Genomic DNA, 17,027 nt, shown 5'->3' with positions numbered 1-17,027 from the left:
GCCGATCGTGCCCGGGGCCCGGTGACGTATCTCGCATACTGAGACCCCTGCCGGTGGGCAGGGGGCCATAAACTGCTTGACGTACCGGCACCGGGCCGGACCGTCGAACGCTCGACAGCTAGGAGGAACGGTGGCGCTGCTGACCCGTCTGACGGGACCGCGCGATCTGGACGGGCTGACTCCGGAGCAGCTGGAGCAGCTGGCCCAGGAGATCCGCACCTTCCTCATCGAGTCCGTCGCCAGAACCGGTGGCCACCTCGGCCCCAACCTGGGCGTCGTCGAACTCTCCATCGCGCTGCACCGCGTCTTCGACTCCCCGGCCGACTCCATCCTGTGGGACACCGGCCACCAGTCCTACGTCCACAAACTGCTCACCGGCCGCCAGGACTTCTCCCGGCTGCGGGCCAAGGGCGGCCTGTCCGGCTACCCCTCGCGCGCCGAGTCGCCGCACGACATCATCGAGAACAGCCACGCCTCCACGGTGCTCGGCTGGGCGGACGGCCTGGCCAAGGCCAACCAGCTGCGCGGCCGGGACCAGCACGTGGTCGCGGTCACCGGCGACGGCGCGCTCACCGGCGGCATGGCCTGGGAGGCGCTGAACAACATCGCCGCCGCCAAGGACCGCCCGCTGGTCATCGTCGTCAACGACAACGAGCGCTCGTACTCCCCGACCATCGGCGGCCTCGCCAACCACCTCGCGACGCTGCGCACCACCGAGGGGTACGAGCGGTTCCTGGCCCGGGGCAAGGAGATGCTCAACCGCACCCCGGTGGTCGGCAAGCCGCTGTACGACACGCTGCACGGCGCCAAGAAGGGCCTGAAGGACGTCATCGCCCCGCAGGGCATGTTCGAGGACCTGGGGCTGAAGTACGTCGGCCCGATCGACGGCCACGACATCGGCGCCCTGGAGTCGGCCCTCAAGAGCGCCAAGCGGTTCGGCGGACCGGTCATCGTGCACTGCATCACCGAGAAGGGCCGCGGCTACCAGCCGGCGCGCGACGACGAGGCCGACCAGTTCCACGCGGTGGGCGTCATCCACCCCGACACCGGTCTGCCGGTGGCGGCGCCCGGCGCCGACTGGACCTCCGTCTTCGGCGAGGAGATCGTCAAGCTGGGCCGTGAGCGCGAGGACATCGTGGCCATCACCGCCGCGATGCTCCGTCCGGTGGGGCTCCAGGCGTTCGCGGAGGAGTTCCCCGACCGGGTCTACGACGTCGGCATCGCCGAGCAGCACGGCGCGGTCTCCGCCGCCGGTCTTGCCACCGGCGGGCTGCACCCGGTGTTCGCGGTGTACGCGACGTTCCTCAACCGCGCCTTCGACCAGCTGCTGATGGATGTGGCGCTGCACAAGTGCGGGGTCACCTTCGTCCTGGACCGGGCCGGGGTCACCGGCTCGGACGGCGCGTCGCACAACGGCATGTGGGACATGTCGATCCTCCAGGTGGTGCCGGGGCTGCGGATCGCCGCGCCCCGGGACGCGGAGGAGGTGCGCCGCCAGCTGCGCGAGGCGGTGCAGGTGTCCGACGCGCCCACCGTGGTCCGGTACTCCAAGGGCTCGGTCGGCAAGAACGTCCCGGCGCTGGGCACCGTCGGCGGCATGGACGTGCTGCGGTACGCGGGCAGCGACCGTCCCGATGTGCTGCTGGTGTCGATCGGCGCGCTGGCGCCGGTCGCCCTGGAGACGGCGGCGCTGCTGGAGCGGCAGGGCATCACCACCACCGTGGTGGACCCGCGCTGGGTCAAGCCGGTGGACGCCGCGCTGCCCGGCCTGGCCGCCGAGCACCGCGTGGTGGTCACCGTCGAGGACAACAGCCGGGCCGCCGGGGTGGGTTCGTCGATCGCGCAGGCGCTGCGCGACGCGGACGTGGACATCCCGCTGCGCGACTTCGGCATCCCCGAGCGCTTCCTGGACCACGCATCCCGTGCGGAGATCCTGGGCGAGATCGGGCTGACCGCGCCGGACATCGCCCGCCGCGTCACCGGCCTGGTGGCCCGGCTCGACGGCCGGCTGGACGCGGCGACCGCCGGAGCCTAGGCCCCGGCCCCCGGCCGCCGGGAGGCTCGCCGCGGTCGCCCCCACCGGATGTCGTCCGGGAGGTGACCCGCCGCGAGCCTCCCGCCCCCCGTGGGCGGCGTCACTCGCCCTGCATCGCCGCCGGGTCCATCCAGAAGACCTCCCACAGGTTGCCGTCGGGGTCCTGGAAGGTCCGGCCGTGCATGGACTCGATCTCCGGGGACTGCTTGGACGGCTTGGCGCCGGCGGCCATGGCGCGGTCCGCCAGCTCGTCCACCTCCTCCCTGCTGTCCATCGAGAGCGCGTTGATCACACCGGCGGTGCGGTCGGTGTCCGCGACCTCCTTGTGGGTGAACGTCCCGAAGAACGGCCGGGTCAGGAGCATCACGAAGATGCTGTCCTCGCGCAGCACCACGCAGGAGGCGTTCTCGTCGGTGAACTGCTCGTTGATGGTGAAGCCCAGACGGCGGTAGAACTCCTTGGACCGGTCGAGGTCGTGGACCGGGAGATTGATGAAGATGCTGCTGGCCATGGCCGGTGCCTCCTTCAGGCGATGCGGGCGCCGCGGTGCGGCCCTCCGGAATCAAGACCCGGGCGCGGCCCGGAACTCATCGCCCGCGCGGAAGGAATTCCGGCGGGCCCGCCCGGTCACCCTCCCGCACCGGCCGCGTCCCGGCCACCGCTGCGCCCGGCTGCCGTCACCCGGATGCCACGGCCGCCGGCCGGCGTGGGCTCATCCGTTCCCGGCGTCGTCGCCGGGTACCGGCGCCCCGGTGCGCAGCGCTTCCCAGACCCGGTCGGCGGCGTCCCCGGGGGCGGGCAGGGTGAGGGTGCGCAGCGCGCCGGTGTCCACGCCGCTCAGCCGCTGGGCGAAGTCCAGCAGATCGGTGAGCGAACTCAGTTCTGAATCGGTGGTCAGGGACCGGGTGGCGGCGTCCGCCAGCCGGTAGAGCTTGGCCGGGCTGGAGAGCATGCCCTCGGAGTCGACCTCGGTGAGCAGGGCGAGCAGCATGCGTTCGCGCAGATCGGGCTCGCCCTCGGCGGGCCGCGCGGCGCGTGCGGCGGCCAGCGCCTCGGCGCCGGAGAGGGTGTGGGTGCCCGGCTCCAGGAGGGTGGAGCCGTCCTGGCCGTGCACGGGTGCGTCCAGGGTGAGGGTCACTCCGCCGATCGCGTCGGCCAGCTGGGCGAAGCCGCCGAAATCGACCTCCAGGTAGTGGTCCATCCGGATGTCCGACATCGCCTCGACGCTGCTCACCACGCAGCTGGGGCCGCCGGTGGGGTAGAGGTCGCCGAACGGCAGCGTGCCGGGCCCGGCGGAGCCGTCCGCCGCACCGTCGTCCGCCGCGCAGGAGGGCCGCGGTACGGGGTTGTCCTGCGGGAGTCCGACGACGGTGACCGCCCCGCCGTTCTCCGGGAGGTGGACCACCATGGCGGACTGCTGGCCGGCCTCGGTGTCGGTGCTGAGCACCAGGATGTCCTGGGCGGGCTGCCCGGGGTCGGGTTCGGGGCGGTCCTGCTCGCCCAGTTCGGCGTTGATGTCGACACTGCGCAGATTGCCGTTGACGTGGCGGTAGAGCCACCAGCCGGTGCCCGCGGCGACCACCAGCAGCCCGGCCAGGCTCCAGCCGAGGATGTGACGCATCCTGCGTGACAGACCGAACGTGAGGTATGGCATGTCAACCGATGATATGTCCGGCTCGTCGGATTGCCAGGCCCCACGCGCCGGGGGCGCCCGGCGGTCTGCGACCACCGGGCGCCCCGGACCCGTACCGCTCGTCCCGACTATGCGGGCACGGAGGCCACGCCCCGCTCCAGCAGCCGCCGGCCCAGTACCCGCTCGGACACCCCGGCCCGGTCCAGGTACGGGGTGATGCCACCCAGGTGGAACGGCCAGCCCGCACCCGTGATCAGACACAGGTCGATGTCCTGCGCCTCGGCCACCACGCCCTCCTCCAGCATGATCCCGATCTCCTGGGCGATCGCGTCCAGGGCCCGGTCCCGCACCTGCTCGGCGGTCAGCGGATTCCCGCCCGTCTCGAAGAGCGCCAGCACCTCGGGGTCGAGCCGCGGGCTGCCCGAGTCGTGCAGGTAGAAGGTCTTCTTGCCGGCCTCCACCACCCGGGCGAGATTGGCCGACACCGTGAACCGGTCCGGGTAGGCCCGCTCCAGGGTGCCCGCCACATGGTGCGCTACGGCCGGGCCCACCAGCTCCAGCAGCTCGATCGGCGACATCGGCAGCCCCAGCGGCGCCAGCGCCCGGTCGGCCACCTCCACCTCGGTGCCCTCGTCGATCGCCCGCAGCACCTCGCCCATGAACCGGGTCAGAATGCGGTTCACCACGAACGCCGGCGCGTCCTTCACCAGCACCGAGGTCTTCTTCAGCTTCCGGCTCACCGCGAACGCCGTGGCCAGCGTGGCGTCGTCGGTGCGCTCCGCCCGCACGATCTCCAGCAACGGCAGCACCGCCACCGGGTTGAAGAAGTGGAAACCCACCACCCGCTCGGGGTGCTCCAGCTTGGCGGCCATCTCGGTGACCGACAGCGAGGAGGTGTTGGTGGCCAGCACCGCGTGCGGCGGCACCACGGCTTCCAGCTCCGCGAAGATCTGCTGCTTGAGGCCCATCTCCTCGAAGACCGCCTCGATCACGAAGTCGGCGTCCGCGAAGGCGGTGGCCTTGTCCAGCGAGCCGGTGACCGACGCCTTCAGCCGGTTCGCCCGGTCCTGCTTGATCCGGCCCTTGAGCAGCAGCAGATCGATCTGCTCGTGCACCCAGCCGACACCCTTGTCCACCCGCTCCTGGTCGATGTCGGTGAGCACCACCGGCACCTCCAGACGGCGCGCGAACAGCAGCGCGAGCTGCGAGGCCATCAGCCCCGCGCCCACCACACCGACCTTGGTGACCGGCCGCGCCAGCGCCTTGTCCGGCGCGCCCACCGGGCGCTTGGCCCGGCCCTGCACCAGATTGAAGGCGTAGATGCCGCTGCGCAGCTCATCGCCCTGGATGAGATCCGCCAGCGCCCGGTCCTCGGCGTCGAACCCGGCCGCCACATCGCCGTCCCGCACCTGCGCGATGATGTCCAGCGCCCGGTACGCGGCGGGTGCCGCCCCGTGCACCTTGGAGTCGGCCAGCTGCCGGCCCGCCGCCACCGCCTCGTCCCAGGCGGCGCCCCGGTCCGGCTCCGGACGGGCCACGGCCAGCTCGCCGCGCAGCACCGCCGAGGTCCACACCAGCGACTGCTCCAGGAAGTCCGCCGCGTCGAACAGCGCGTCCGCGATCCCCAGCTCGTGCACCTGGGCGCCCTTGAGCTGCCGGTTCTGGTTGAGCGCGTTGCCGACGATCACCGAGACGGCCCGCTCGGCGCCGATCAGCTGCGGCAGCAGCGTACAGCCGCCCCAGCCCGGCACCAGGCCGAGGAAGACCTCCGGCAGCGCGAAACCCGCCACCGAGCGCGAGACGGTGCGGTAGGTGCAGTGCAGCCCGATCTCGACACCGCCGCCGAGCGCCGCGCCGTTGTAGTACGCGAAGGTCGGCACCGGCAGCGCGGACAGCCGCTTGAACACCTCGTGTCCGCCGCGGCCGATCGCCAGCGCCTCCTCGTGGGTGCGCAGCTCGCTGACCCCCTTGAGGTCGGCGCCGACCGCGAAGACGAACGGCTTGCCGGTGATCCCGGCGCCCACGATCGAGCCGTCCCGGGCCTCCGCCTCCACCTGGTCGATGGCCGCGTCGATGTTCGCCAGCGAACGCGGCCCGAAGGTGGTCGGCTTCTTGTGGTCGAAGCCGTTGTCGAGCGTGATCAGCGCGAACCGGCCGCCCCTCTCCGGCAGCTCCAGATGACGCACCTGCGCCTGGGTGACCACTTCACCCGGAAACCGCTCGGCGGCGGTCCTCAGCAACTCGGCCGACGTGCTCACTTGCCCTCCCACAGCGGGTTCTCCCAGATCACGGTGCCGCCCATGCCCAGCCCGACGCACATGGTGGTCAGGCCGTAGCGGACCTGCGGCTGGTCCTCGAACTGCTGCGCCAGCTGGTTCATCAGCCGGACGCCGGAGGACGCCAGCGGATGGCCGTAGGCGATCGCCCCGCCGTACTGGTTGACGCGGGGGTCGTCGTCCGCGATCCCGAAGTGGTCGAGCAGCGCGAGCACCTGCACCGCGAACGCCTCGTTGACCTCGAAGAGACCGATGTCGCCGATCTGCAGACCGGCCTTGGCCAGCGCCTTCTCGGTGGCCGGGATCGGGCCGATGCCCATCACCTCGGGGTCCACCCCGGCGAACGCGTACGACACCAGCCGCATCCGCACGGGCAGGTCCAGCTCCCGCGCGGTCTCCTCGTCCGCGAGCAGCGAGGCCGTCGCGCCGTCGTTCAGCCCCGCCGAGTTGCCGGCCGTCACCCGGCCGTGCGGGCGGAACGGCGTCTTCAGCGAGGCGATGCCCTCCACCGTGGTGCCCGGCCGCATCGGCTCGTCCTCGGTGGCCAGGCCCCAGCCCAGCTCACCGCCGGAGTCCGCGTCGGTGCGGCGCACCGAGACCGGCACCAGGCCGGGCTGGATCTTGCCGTCCGCGTACGCCTTGGCCGCCTTCTCCTGGCTGCGCACCGCGTACTCGTCCGAGCGCGCCCGGGTCAGCCGCGGGAAACGGTCGTGCAGATTCTCCGCCGTCATCCCCATGAACAGCGCCGACTCGTCGACAAGACGTTCGGAGACGAACCGCGGATTGGGGTCCACGGCCTCACCCATCGGGTGCCGGCCCATGTGTTCCACGCCGCCGGCCACCGCGACATCGGCCGAGCCGAAGGCGATCGCCCCGGCCGCGGTGGTCACCGCCGTCATCGCGCCCGCGCACATACGGTCGATCGAATAGCCGGGAACGGTCGAGGGCAGCCCGGCCAGGATGGCGGCGCTGCGGCCCAGCGTCAGACCCTGGTCACCGATCTGCGTGGTGGCGGCGATCGCCACCTCCTCCACCCGGTCCGGGGGGAGGCCCGGGTTGCGCCGCAGCAGTTCCCTGATGCACTTGATCACCAGGTCATCGGCGCGGGTCTCGTGGTAGATCCCTTTCGGGCCCGCCTTGCCGAACGGGGTGCGGACGCCGTCGACGAAGACGACATCCCTGACGGTACGGGGCACGTTGGCTCTCCTCCACGCGTGGGATCCCGGCCGGGGGCAGCCACCTCGGGGCTCGTCCTCGGCGCCCCGGCGGGAGTGTGCGGTCCACCCTCCATGCTACTCGCGGGTAACCGCCTGGCAAGGGCGATCCCGGCCCCAATACCCGGGGGAGTCCCCGCCGATCAGGCGCCGGCGGCCAGCGCCTGGGTCAGCAGCGGCACCGTCTGCTCGATCTGCCACTCGCGCGCCCCCAGCGCACGCAGCGACTCGGCCACCAGCTCCGGCTCCGGACGGGCCGGCGGCTCCCAGCACAGCCGGCGCACCGTGTCCGGCGTCAGCAGATTCTCCTGCGGCAGCCGCAGCTCCTCCGCGTGCGCCGTCACCGCCGCCCGCGCCGCCGCCAGCCGCGCCGCCGCCGCCGGGTCCTTGTCCGCCCACGACCGGGGCGGCGGCGGCCCCGCCGCCGGCTGCCCCGGCTGCGGCAGCTGCGCCTCCGGCAGCCGCTTCGCCCGGTCGATCGCCGCCTGCCACTGCGCCAGCTGCCGCCGGCCCATCCGGTGCCCGAAACCGGGCAGCGCCGCCAGCGCCGTCACATCCGCCGGCACCGCCTGCGCCGCCGCCACGATCGCCGCGTCCGCCAGCACCTTCCCCGGCGACAGATCCCGCCGCTGCGCCACATGATCGCGGGTGGTCCACAACTCCCGCACCACCGCCAGCTGCCGGCGTCTGCGCACCTTGTGCACCCCGGAGGTGCGGCGCCAGGGGTCCTTGCGCGGCGGCGGCGGGGGAGCGGCCACGATCGCCGCGAACTCCTGGTGCGCCCACTCCAGCTTCCCCTGCTTGGCCAGCTCCTCCTCCAGGGCGTCCCGCAGATCGACCAGCAGCTCCACATCCAGCGCCGCGTACCGCAGCCACGGCTCGGGCAGCGGCCGCGAGGACCAGTCCACCGCCGAGTGCCCCTTCTCCAGGCTGTAGCCGAGCACGTTCTCGACCATCACCCCGAGCCCGACCCGGGCGAACCCGGCCAGCCGGCCCGCCAGCTCCGTGTCGAACAGCTGCTCGGGCACCATCCCTATGTCACGCAGGCACGGCAGATCCTGCATCGCCGCGTGCAGCACCCACTCGGTGCCGGACAGCACCGCGCCCAGAGCGCTCAGATCGGGGCAGGCCACCGGGTCGATCAGCACCGTGCCCGCGCCCTCACGCCGCAGCTGCACCAGATACGCCCGCTGCCCGTAGCGGTAACCCGACGCCCGCTCGGCGTCCACCGCGACCGGACCGCTGCCCGCCGCGAAGGCCGCCACCACCGCGGCCAGCCCCGCGTCGTCCGCCGTGACCTCGGGAACACCCTCCCGGGGGGCCAGCAGCGGAACGGCCGCCGGACCGGACGGCTCGGCGGTCGGTGGGGCGGCGTCATCGGCGGTTTGCTGAGCGTCGGTCACCTGTCAAGGGTAACGGGGTGCGTACGGTGCGCGGTGTCGGACCGTATCCGACCGCAAACGCCCCGCTGCCCGCCGGCGTCGCACAGGACACCGCGGGCAGCGGGGCGAGGGGTGGCGGCCGGGCCGCCGCACGCTCAGTGAATGATGCCGGTACGCAGCGCGACCGCCACCATCCCGGCCCGGTCACCGGTGCCGAGCTTGCGGGCGATCCGCGCCAGGTGGCTCTTGACGGTCAGCGCCGACAGGCCCATCGACACCCCGATGGCCTTGTTGGACTGGCCCTCGGCCACCAGCCGCAGCACCTCCACCTCGCGCCCGGACAGCTCCCGGTAACCGCCCTGGTGGGCCGGCGCCCCCGGCGGGCGGCGGTGGTGGTGCATCCGGGCCGCGGCGCCGATCTGCGCCGCCCCGTGCCGGGCCGGCGGCCCGAGGTTGTTGCGGGTGCCGGTGACGACATAGCCCTTCACGCCGCCCGCCAGGGCGTTGCGCACCGCGCCGATGTCGTCGGCGGCGGACAGGGCGAGCCCGTTGGGCCAGCCCGCCGCCCGGGTCTCCGACAGCAGGGTGAGCCCCGAACCGTCGGGCAGGTGGACATCGGCCACACAGATGTCGCGGGGGTTGGCCACCCGAGGGCGGGCCTCCGCGATGGACGACGCCTCGATCACGTCCCGCACCCCGAGCGCCCACAGATGGCGGGTCACGGTGGAACGGACGCGCGGGTCGGCCACGACGACCATCGCGGTGGGCTTGTTGGGGCGGTAGGCCACCAGGCTTGTGGGGTGCTCGAGGAGAACTGACACCGGGCCTCCGGGCTGGATGGGGACGGAGCCGACTTATCTGGTGAAGCCGGGGCGATCCGGATGGAAGGGTCATTGACTCCTTCGGCATGAACTCCTTGGGCCTTTAGAGAATGATCACGAACCGGTGATTCGTAGGTTTCTCCTTCGGTTCTCCTTGTCATACGGCCCGTTGTGCGCTTTCCTGCCCCCTCACACCGGACGCGGCCCCCGCCGCCGCGGGAACGCCGCCACCGTGCCGCCCGCCGCCTCCGGCGGCAGCCCCGCGCACTGCGCCAGCAACGCGCACCAGGCCAGCAGATGACCCGCCGCCTCCTCGGCGTCGCCCGGCGTCCACGACGCCCGCAACTCCACCTCGCTGCGCGGCGGCCGGTCCCCCAGCCCGCCGAAGAAGTACGAGCCGGCCCGGGTCACCGTGCCGCTCGGCTCCAGCCAGGTCAGACCCCGCCCCTCCAGCGCCTCCGTCAGCCACGACCAGGCCACTTCGGGCAGCAGCGGATCGGCGCCCAGCTCCGGATCCAGATCCGCGCGGGCCAGGGTGACCACCCGGAACTCCCCGCGCCAGCTGTCGTCGCCCTGCGGCGAGTGCAGCAGGACGAACCGGCCGTCCGCCACCTCCGTACCGTCCGCCGTGACCGCCGCCTCCAGGGCGTGCGCGTACGGGGCGAGCCGGCGCGGGGCCGGCATCGGCGCCAGCCGCACCTCCGGCCGCACCCGGGCGGAACCGAGCGCCGCCACCGCCCGCCGGAACGCGTAAGGAGCCTCAGCGCCGGGGCCGTTCATGTCTCCGGAATCCTCCGTCGGCTCAATTCGTGGGGCTGCCATGGCCGGTAACCCTAGGTCCTCGCGCACCCGATCACCGCCAGGCCACGCCGCCCGCACCTCCGTACCGCCAAGCACACCCCGGGGGTGCGGGTCAATCCGCGCGTCGTGCGAAACTTCCTACCGTGACTGAGAGCAGCCTGCCGCAGGACCGAGCCGTGACCGATTCCCCGTTTCTGCGGGCCTGCCGCCGGGAGCCGGTGCCGCACACCCCGGTGTGGTTCATGCGCCAGGCCGGCCGCTCGCTGCCGGAGTACCGCGCCCTGCGGGCCGGCACCGGCATGCTGGAGGCCTGCGCGCGGCCCGACATGGTTACCGAGATCACCCTCCAGCCGGTCCGCCGCCACCACGTCGACGCCGCGATCTACTTCAGCGACATCGTCGTCCCCCTCAAGGCCATCGGCGTCGACCTCGACATCAAGCCGGGCGTCGGCCCCGTCGTCGCTCACCCGATCCGCAGCCACGCCGACCTGGAGCAGCTGCGCCCGCTGGAGCCCGGTGACGTCTCCTACGTCACCGAGGCCATCGGGATGATCACCGCCGAGCTGGGCGCCACCCCGCTCATCGGCTTCGCCGGCGCGCCCTTCACCCTCGCCAGCTACCTCATCGAGGGCGGCCCCTCCCGCAACCACGAGCACACCAAGGCCATGATGTACGGCGAGCCGCAGCTGTTCCACGCGCTGCTGGAGCGGCTGTCCGGCATCACCGCCGCCTTCCTCGACGTGCAGATCCGGGCCGGCGCCTCCGCCGTCCAGCTCTTCGACTCCTGGGTCGGGGCGCTGGCCCCCGCCGACTACCGGCGCTCGGTCCTGCCGCACTCGGCCAAGGTCTTCGAGGCCGTCGCCCACCACGGCGTGCCCCGCATCCACTTCGGTGTCGGCACCGGCGAGCTGCTCGGCCTGCTGAGCGAGGCCGGCGCGGACGTGGTCGGCGCCGACTGGCGGGTCCCGCTGGACGAGGCCGCCCGCCGCATCGGCGGCGGCAAGACCGTCCAGGGCAACCTGGACCCGGCCGTCCTCTTCGCCCCGACCGCCGCCGTCGAGGAGCAGGCCGCCAAGGTGCTGGACGCCGCCGCCGGGCTCCCCGGCCACATCTTCAACCTCGGGCACGGCGTCCTCCCCGACACCGACCCGGACGCCCTCACCCGGCTCACCGCGTTCGTGCACGAGCGGACCGCGCGCTGACCATGCAGGTGATCGTCATCGGCGGCGGCATCACCGGACTGGCCGCCGCCCACCGGCTGACACAGTCCGGCGCCCGGGCCACCGTGGTGGAGGCCGGCGACCGCTTCGGCGGCAAACTGCGGCGCGGCGAGGTGGCCGGTGTCGGCGTCGACCTCGGCGCCGAGTCGATCCTCGCCCGCCGCGCCGAGGCCGTCGAACTCGCCGAGGCGGCCGGCCTCGGCGACGCCCTGCACCCGCCCGCCCCGGTCGGCGCCGCGATCTGGACCGGCGGCGCGCTGCGCCCGCTCCCCAAGGGCCAGCTGATGGGCGTCCCCGGCAGCGCCGCCGCCCTCACCGGAGTGCTCTCCGACAGCGGCCTCGCCCGGATCGCCCGCGACGCGGAACTGCCCCCGCTCCAGGTCGGCGAGGACGCCGGGATCGGCGCCCTGGTCGCCGAACGGATGGGCCACGAGGTCGTGGACCGGCTCGTCGAGCCGCTGCTCGGCGGCGTCTACGCGGGCGACGCCTACCGCATCTCGCTGCGCGCCGCCGTCCCCCAGCTCTACGAGGCAGCCCGCACCCACGACTCCCTGCTGGCCGCGGTGCGCGCCGTGCAGCGGCAACAGGAGGAGGCCCGGCAGGGCCGGCCCGCCGGGCCGGTCTTCAACGGCATCGACGGCGGCGTCGGCCGGCTGCCCGAAGCGGTCGCCGCCGCCTGCCGCGCGGCAGGCGCCACCCTGGTCAGCGGCGTCGCGGTCACCGGCCTGCGGCGCACCGCGCGCGGCTGGGCCGCCGCCCTCGCGGACGGCCGCTCGCTGACGGCGGACGGCGTGATCCTGGCGGTGCCGGCGGGCGCCGCCGCCCGGCTGCTGGCCGCCGAGGCCCCGGCCGCCGGCCGCGAACTCGGCGCGCTGGAGTACGCGTCGATGGCCCTGGTCACCCTCGCCTTCCGGCGCGCCGACCTGGCCAGGCTGCCGGGCGGCAGCGGCTTCCTGGTGCCCGCCGTCGAGGGCCGCACCATCAAGGCCGCCACCTTCACCAGCACCAAGTGGGGCTGGGCAGCCGCCGCCGACCCGGACCTGTTCGTCCTGCGGACGTCGATCGGCCGCTACGGCGAGGCCGGGCCGCTCCAGTGGGAGGACGCCGAACTCGTCCGGGCCGCCCGCGGCGACCTCGGCGAGGCCGTCGGTCTCGCGGCCGAGCCCGTCGACGCGGTGGTGACCCGCTGGTACGACGGGCTGCCCCAGTACCAGGTCGGCCACCCGGCGTGGGTGGCCCGCGTCCGCGGCTATCTGGCGGCGCTGCCCGGACTGCGGCTGTGCGGCGCCGCCTACGACGGGGTCGGCATCGCGGCGTGCGTCGCCAGCGGCACGCGCGCCGCCCGGGAACTGCTGCTCACCCCGCAGGCCGGGCCGCGCCAGGAGACAGGAGAATGAGGACATGACTGCTGCACCCGAGAAGGCCCCCAACGCGGGCAAGCGTGCCAAGGACCTCAACGAGGTCATCCGCTACACCCTGTGGTCGGTGTTCCGGCTGCGCGACACGCTGCCCGAGGACCGGGCCGGCATCGCCGAGGAGGTCACGGACCTGTTCGAGCAGCTGGCGGGCAAGGACGTCACGGTGCGCGGCACCTACGACGTCTCGGGGCTGCGCGCCGACGCCGACGTCATGATCTGGTGGCACGCGGAGACCTCGGACGCGCTCCAGGAGGCGTACAACCTCTTCCGCCGCACCCGGCTGGGCCGCGCGCTGGAGCCGGTCTGGTCGAACATGGCGCTGCACCGGCCGGCCGAGTTCAACAAGTCGCACATCCCCGCGTTCCTCGCCGACGAGGAGGCCCGCGACTACGTGAGCGTCTACCCGTTCGTGCGCTCCTACGACTGGTACCTGCTGCCGGACGAGGAGCGGCGCACCCTGCTGGCCGAGCACGGCAAGATGGCGCGCGGCTACCCGGATGTGCGGGCCAACACGGTGGCGTCCTTCTCGCTGGGCGACTACGAGTGGATCCTGGCGTTCGAGGCGGACGAGCTCCACCGCATCGTCGACCTGATGCGCCACCTGCGCGGCTCGAAGGCGCGGCTGTACGTGCGCGAGGAGATCCCCTTCTACACCGGCCGCCGCAAGCCGGTCGCGGAGCTGGTGGCCACCCTCGCCTGAGCGGAGCCGGACCCGGTGGCGGGGCGGGGACCGCCGCCCGCCCGCCCCGTGGCCGCTCACTCGGCGAGCAGCCGCCGCCGGGCCTCCTCGACGTCGAAGTCGCCGGGCGGGAAGCGCGGGTCGATCTCCCGCAGGTGTTCCAGGAGCAGCCGGCTCACCGCCCAGTTGCGGTACCAGCGGCGGTTGGCCGGCACCACGTACCAGGGGGCCGGCTCCGTCGAGCAGCGCTCCAGTGCCGCCTCGTACGCCGTGCGGTACCGCGGCCACAGACCGCGTTCGGTGATGTCGTTCCGGCTGAACTTCCAGTGCTTGTCGGTGCGGTCGAGCCGCCGCAGCAGCCGGGCGCGCTGCTCCTCGTCGCCGATGTGCAGGAACACCTTCACCAGCACCAGGCCGTCCCGGACCAGCGCCTCCTCCCAGGCGTTGATCTCCGCGTACCGCCGGGACCAGACCTCCTTGTCCACCAGGTGGTGGACCCGCACCGCCAGCACGTCCTCGTAGTGCGAGCGGTCGAAGATCCCGATCTCACCGGCCCGCGGCAGGCCGTTGCTGACCCGCCACAGGAAGTGGTGGCCCAGCTCCTCGGGAGTGGGCGCCTTGAAAGCCCTGATCCGGCAGCCGGCCGGGTTGAGGTGGCCGATGACGTGCTTGACGGTGCCGCCCTTGCCGGAGGTGTCCATGCCCTGGAGCACCAGCAGCAGCCGCCGCCGGGAGCCGCCGGTGGCGGCGGCGAACAGCCGTTCCTGGAGATCGGAGAGGAGCGGGGCCAGGTCGTCGAGTGCGGCGCGCGCCTTGGCCTTCTTGCCCCGGAAGCCGGGGGTGTCGTCCGGGTCCCGGTGGTCCAGCCGAGCCGGGCCTCCCGGTGGCACCCGCAGCAGGTCACGCAGCCCGTTCGCCATGCCCCGATGATGCGGCGGCGTGCCGGGCCGCGCCACCCGGGCGGTGCGCCGGCCGGCTTCAGGAGGCGGGCACCAGCCGCCCGGCGTCGCGGGCCAGGGCGGTCAGCCGCGAGATGGCCCGGAAGTACTTCTTGCGGTACCCGCCGGCCAGCATCTCCTCGCTGAACAGCGCGTCGAACGGCACGCCGGACGCCAGCACCGGCACCTCCCGGTCGTACAGCCGGTCCGCCAGCACCACCAGCCGCAGCGCGGTCGACTGGTCGGGGACCGGGCGCACGCCGGTGAGCGCCACCGCCGTCAGCCCCTCGCACATCGCGCCGTAGCGGCTGGGGTGCACCCGGGCGAGGTGGGCCAGGAGATCGCCGAAGTCGTCCAGCGAGGCGCCCGGGGTGCCGTACGCGGCGCGGGTCACCTCCTCGTCGGTGCGCGGCGCCGGGGCCTTGGGCAGGCCGCGGTGCCGGTAGTCCTCGCCGTCGATGCGCAGCGGGGTGAAGTGCGCGGCCAGGCCCTGGATCTCGCGCAGGAAGTCGGCCGCCGCGAACCGGCCCTCGCCGAGCTTGCCGGGCAGTGTGTTGGAGGTGGCGGCCAGCGCCACACCGTGGCCGACGAGCTTGCTGAGCAGCGAGGAGACGAGCACGGTGTCGCCCGGGTCGTCCAGCTCGAACTCGTCGATGCACAGGAGCCGGTGCCCGGACAGGGTGGCGACGGTCTGCTGGAAGCCGAGCGCGCCGACCAGGTTCGTCAGCTCGACGAAGGTGCCGAACGCCTTGCGCTCGGCCGGGGCGTCGGTGGCGTGCCACAGGGAGGCGAGCAGATGCGTCTTGCCGACGCCGTAGCCGCCGTCCAGATACACCCCGCGCGGGGTGGTGCGCGCCGGGGTGCGCGGCGCGCGGCGGAACAGCCCGCGCCGCCGGCCGCCGTCCTTCGCGGCGGGGCCGCCGAGACCGGCCGCGAAGCCGCTCAGCGCCTCCACCGCCGCCGCCTGCGAGGGCTGGTGCGGGTCGGGGACATAGGTGGCGAACCGCACCGCGTCGAAGCGCGGCGGCGGCACCAGCTCCGCCACCAGCTGCTCGGCGGGGACCCGCGGCTCACGGTCGGCGAGGGCGGCGGGCGCGGTTATCCCGCTGTGGGGATCGGGCGCGGCGGTGGTGGACACAATCGTCCAGTTTACGGGGCGTGCGCGCCGGCCACGTCCGGCCCGTATGCCACACTGCGCCCCATGCGACGCCTGCTGCCCCCCGCCCTCGACCGCCCGGACGACGCCCTCGACCGCACCTGGGAGCCGGCCGAGCTGGCGGCTGCCTACGCCTACCCCGAGGAGCGGCTGCACGGCCGGGGCTGGCTGCGCGCCAACATGGTCACCTCGGTGGACGGCGCGGCGCACCACGGCGGGCGGTCCCAGCCGCTGTCGCACCCGGCCGACATGCGGATCTTCGGGGTGCTGCGGGCGCTGGCGGATGTGGTGATCGTGGGCGCGGAGACGGTGCGGCGCGAGCAGTACCGGCCGGCGCGCGAGCGGCCCGGGTTCGCGGAGCGGCGGGCGGCGGCCGGGCAGCGGCGGGTGGCGGCGATCGCGGTGGTCTCGGCGAGCCTGCACCTGGACTTCTCGCTGCCGCTGTTCACCGACCCGCTGGTGCCGACGATGGTGATCACCGGCCCGGCGGCCCCGCGGCACGGGCTGGACGCCGCCCGGGCGGCCGGCGCCGAGGTGATCACGGTGGGGGAGGGCGCCGAGGTGGATCCGGCGCGGGTGAAGGCGGAGCTGGTGGAGCGCGGGCACACCCGGCTGCTGACCGAGGGCGGGCCCCGGCTGCTGGGGGCCTTCGCCGAGGCGGGCGCGCTGGACGAGCTGTGTCTGACCACGGCGCCGCGCTATGTGGTGGGCACCGCCGGCCGGGTGATGAGCGGCCCGGGGGTGGAGGTGCCGCGCGAGCTGGCGCTGACCTCGCTGCTGGAGGAATCCGGTTTTCTGTTCGGGCGGTATCAAAGGGTCTGACAATCGGCGGAATGGAACGTTCCGCTTATCCTGATGTGGGCAGACTGATGGCGCGACACCCCGTGCGTCCACGGGGAAGGATGGTTTCTGCTGCACCGGGCCGGGGCCCGGCCGCGAAGAAGGGCGCTGACCATGTTCACGAGCATCCTCATGATCGAAAAGCCGCTGGTGCCCACGGACGTCGAGCTCGTCACCACCCTGCACGGCGACGAGGAGATGTCCTTCATCGTCCTCATGCAGCCGCGCGGCGACCAGGACCGGCTGCTGCGCGCCCTCGACGACGTGGCCCTCGGTGAATTCGCCGAGGCCGGACGCGAGGCCGGCGAAACCGAGGACGAAGCCGCCCGGGAACCCGCGCAGCGCGCCCTGGACCACTCCGTCGCCGCGCTGCGGCAGACCGGCGCCCACGCGGTGGGCCAGCTGGTGGACCAGCACCCGCTGGAACTGCTCACCGCCGTCGTCGCCGAGACCTCGGCCGACGAGGTCATCGTGCTCACCGCCCCGCACCTGGTGGAGGAGTTCTTCCACCGGGACTGGGCCTCCCGCGCCCGGCACAAGGTCGATGTGCCGGTCCTCAAACTCTTCGCCCACGCGGAGTGACCCGCACGGTGCGGCCACCCCGCACCGAAGTG

General features: G+C 73.6%; 15 protein-coding genes. 6 read left to right on the top strand and 9 right to left on the bottom strand.

The window, feature by feature from the left end; genetic code table 11:
• The first annotated feature begins 130 nt into the window (after positions 1–130).
• Entirely contained in the window at positions 131–2,035 is a 1,905-nt protein-coding gene (dxs, locus tag BM385_RS03525) for a 1-deoxy-D-xylulose-5-phosphate synthase (RefSeq protein ID WP_019434111.1), read from the top strand.
• A 100-nt stretch (positions 2,036–2,135) separates the two neighbouring features.
• On the opposite strand, the gene BM385_RS03520 is transcribed toward dxs, so the two are convergent.
• The 7 genes from BM385_RS03520 to BM385_RS03490 all read right to left on the bottom strand — a co-directional run bounded on the left by BM385_RS03520 (position 2,136) and on the right by BM385_RS03490 (position 10,141).
• The gene (locus BM385_RS03520; RefSeq protein WP_019434112.1) at positions 2,136–2,546 is read right to left on the bottom strand and encodes a VOC family protein; all 411 of its coding nucleotides are present in this window, start codon (positions 2,544–2,546) and stop codon (positions 2,136–2,138) included.
• 201 nt (positions 2,547–2,747) lie between these two features.
• Complete coding sequence (locus BM385_RS03515; protein ID WP_093842135.1) at positions 2,748–3,689, bottom strand: LCP family protein; 942 nt, start codon at positions 3,687–3,689, stop codon at positions 2,748–2,750.
• A gap of 107 nt (positions 3,690–3,796) precedes the next feature.
• Positions 3,797–5,926: a 3-hydroxyacyl-CoA dehydrogenase NAD-binding domain-containing protein gene (locus BM385_RS03510; RefSeq protein WP_093842134.1), complete on the bottom strand. Its 2,130-nt coding sequence runs from the start codon at positions 5,924–5,926 to the stop codon at positions 3,797–3,799.
• Positions 5,923–7,140: a thiolase family protein gene (locus tag BM385_RS03505; RefSeq protein ID WP_019434115.1), complete on the bottom strand. Its 1,218-nt coding sequence runs from the start codon at positions 7,138–7,140 to the stop codon at positions 5,923–5,925. Before BM385_RS03505 ends, BM385_RS03510 begins: the two co-directional genes overlap by 4 nt.
• 161 nt (positions 7,141–7,301) lie before the next feature.
• A complete protein-coding gene (locus tag BM385_RS03500) occupies positions 7,302–8,561 on the bottom strand; it encodes an HRDC domain-containing protein (protein ID WP_093842133.1) in 1,260 nt (419 codons plus the stop codon).
• 134 nt (positions 8,562–8,695) lie between these two features.
• The gene (locus BM385_RS03495) at positions 8,696–9,361 is read right to left on the bottom strand and encodes a response regulator transcription factor (RefSeq protein ID WP_026047480.1); all 666 of its coding nucleotides are present in this window, start codon (positions 9,359–9,361) and stop codon (positions 8,696–8,698) included.
• A 189-nt stretch (positions 9,362–9,550) separates the two neighbouring features.
• Positions 9,551–10,141 carry a DUF3000 domain-containing protein gene (locus BM385_RS03490; RefSeq protein ID WP_019434118.1) on the bottom strand — a complete coding sequence of 197 codons (591 nt, stop codon included), beginning with the start codon at positions 10,139–10,141 and terminating at the stop codon, positions 9,551–9,553.
• A 164-nt stretch (positions 10,142–10,305) separates the two neighbouring features.
• On the opposite strand from BM385_RS03490, the gene hemE reads away from it, so the two are divergent.
• The 3 genes from hemE to hemQ are packed head-to-tail and all read left to right on the top strand — an operon-like array spanning position 10,306 to position 13,500.
• The gene (hemE, locus tag BM385_RS03485; protein WP_093842132.1) at positions 10,306–11,364 is read left to right on the top strand and encodes a uroporphyrinogen decarboxylase; all 1,059 of its coding nucleotides are present in this window, start codon (positions 10,306–10,308) and stop codon (positions 11,362–11,364) included.
• A gap of 2 nt (positions 11,365–11,366) precedes the next feature.
• Complete coding sequence (gene hemG, locus BM385_RS03480; RefSeq protein WP_093842131.1) at positions 11,367–12,779, top strand: protoporphyrinogen oxidase; 1,413 nt, start codon at positions 11,367–11,369, stop codon at positions 12,777–12,779.
• A 4-nt stretch (positions 12,780–12,783) separates the two neighbouring features.
• Entirely contained in the window at positions 12,784–13,500 is a 717-nt protein-coding gene (gene hemQ, locus BM385_RS03475) for a hydrogen peroxide-dependent heme synthase (RefSeq protein WP_093842130.1), read from the top strand.
• Positions 13,501–13,556: 56 nt separating this feature from the next.
• On the opposite strand, the gene BM385_RS03470 is transcribed toward hemQ, so the two are convergent.
• Positions 13,557–14,399, bottom strand: coding sequence for a PPK2 family polyphosphate kinase (locus BM385_RS03470; protein ID WP_093842129.1), 843 nt, complete (start codon positions 14,397–14,399; stop codon positions 13,557–13,559).
• Positions 14,400–14,457: 58 nt separating this feature from the next.
• Complete coding sequence (gene zapE / locus BM385_RS03465) at positions 14,458–15,558, bottom strand: cell division protein ZapE (RefSeq protein ID WP_026047483.1); 1,101 nt, start codon at positions 15,556–15,558, stop codon at positions 14,458–14,460.
• A gap of 60 nt (positions 15,559–15,618) precedes the next feature.
• Between zapE and BM385_RS03460 the strand changes: the two genes are divergently transcribed.
• Positions 15,619–16,395 carry a pyrimidine reductase family protein gene (locus tag BM385_RS03460; RefSeq protein WP_019434124.1) on the top strand — a complete coding sequence of 259 codons (777 nt, stop codon included), beginning with the start codon at positions 15,619–15,621 and terminating at the stop codon, positions 16,393–16,395.
• A 132-nt stretch (positions 16,396–16,527) separates the two neighbouring features.
• Positions 16,528–16,995 (top strand): hypothetical protein, encoded by a 468-nt coding sequence (locus tag BM385_RS03455; RefSeq protein ID WP_019434125.1) that lies wholly within the window; start codon positions 16,528–16,530, stop codon positions 16,993–16,995.
• The last annotated feature ends 32 nt before the right edge of the window (positions 16,996–17,027 follow it).

The organism is Streptomyces harbinensis (genome assembly GCF_900116145.1).
Taxonomy (GTDB): domain Bacteria; phylum Actinomycetota; class Actinomycetes; order Streptomycetales; family Streptomycetaceae; genus Streptomyces; species Streptomyces carpaticus.
The sequence above is the reverse complement of the archived record's forward strand: the minus strand, read 5'-3'. Positions and strand labels throughout refer to the sequence as shown.

Coding starts and splice junctions, on each gene's coding strand:
- BM385_RS03520 (WP_019434112.1), bottom strand. CDS start 2,546: ATGGCCAGCAGCATCTTCATCAATCTCCCGGTCCACGACCTCGACCGG.
- BM385_RS03515 (WP_093842135.1), bottom strand. CDS start 3,689: ATGCCATACCTCACGTTCGGTCTGTCACGCAGGATGCGTCACATCCTC.
- BM385_RS03490 (WP_019434118.1), bottom strand. CDS start 10,141: ATGAACGGCCCCGGCGCTGAGGCTCCTTACGCGTTCCGGCGGGCGGTG.
- hemG (WP_093842131.1), top strand. CDS start 11,367: ATGCAGGTGATCGTCATCGGCGGCGGCATCACCGGACTGGCCGCCGCC.
- hemQ (WP_093842130.1), top strand. CDS start 12,784: ATGACTGCTGCACCCGAGAAGGCCCCCAACGCGGGCAAGCGTGCCAAG.
- BM385_RS03470 (WP_093842129.1), bottom strand. CDS start 14,399: ATGGCGAACGGGCTGCGTGACCTGCTGCGGGTGCCACCGGGAGGCCCG.
- BM385_RS03460 (WP_019434124.1), top strand. CDS start 15,619: ATGCGACGCCTGCTGCCCCCCGCCCTCGACCGCCCGGACGACGCCCTC.
- BM385_RS03455 (WP_019434125.1), top strand. CDS start 16,528: ATGTTCACGAGCATCCTCATGATCGAAAAGCCGCTGGTGCCCACGGAC.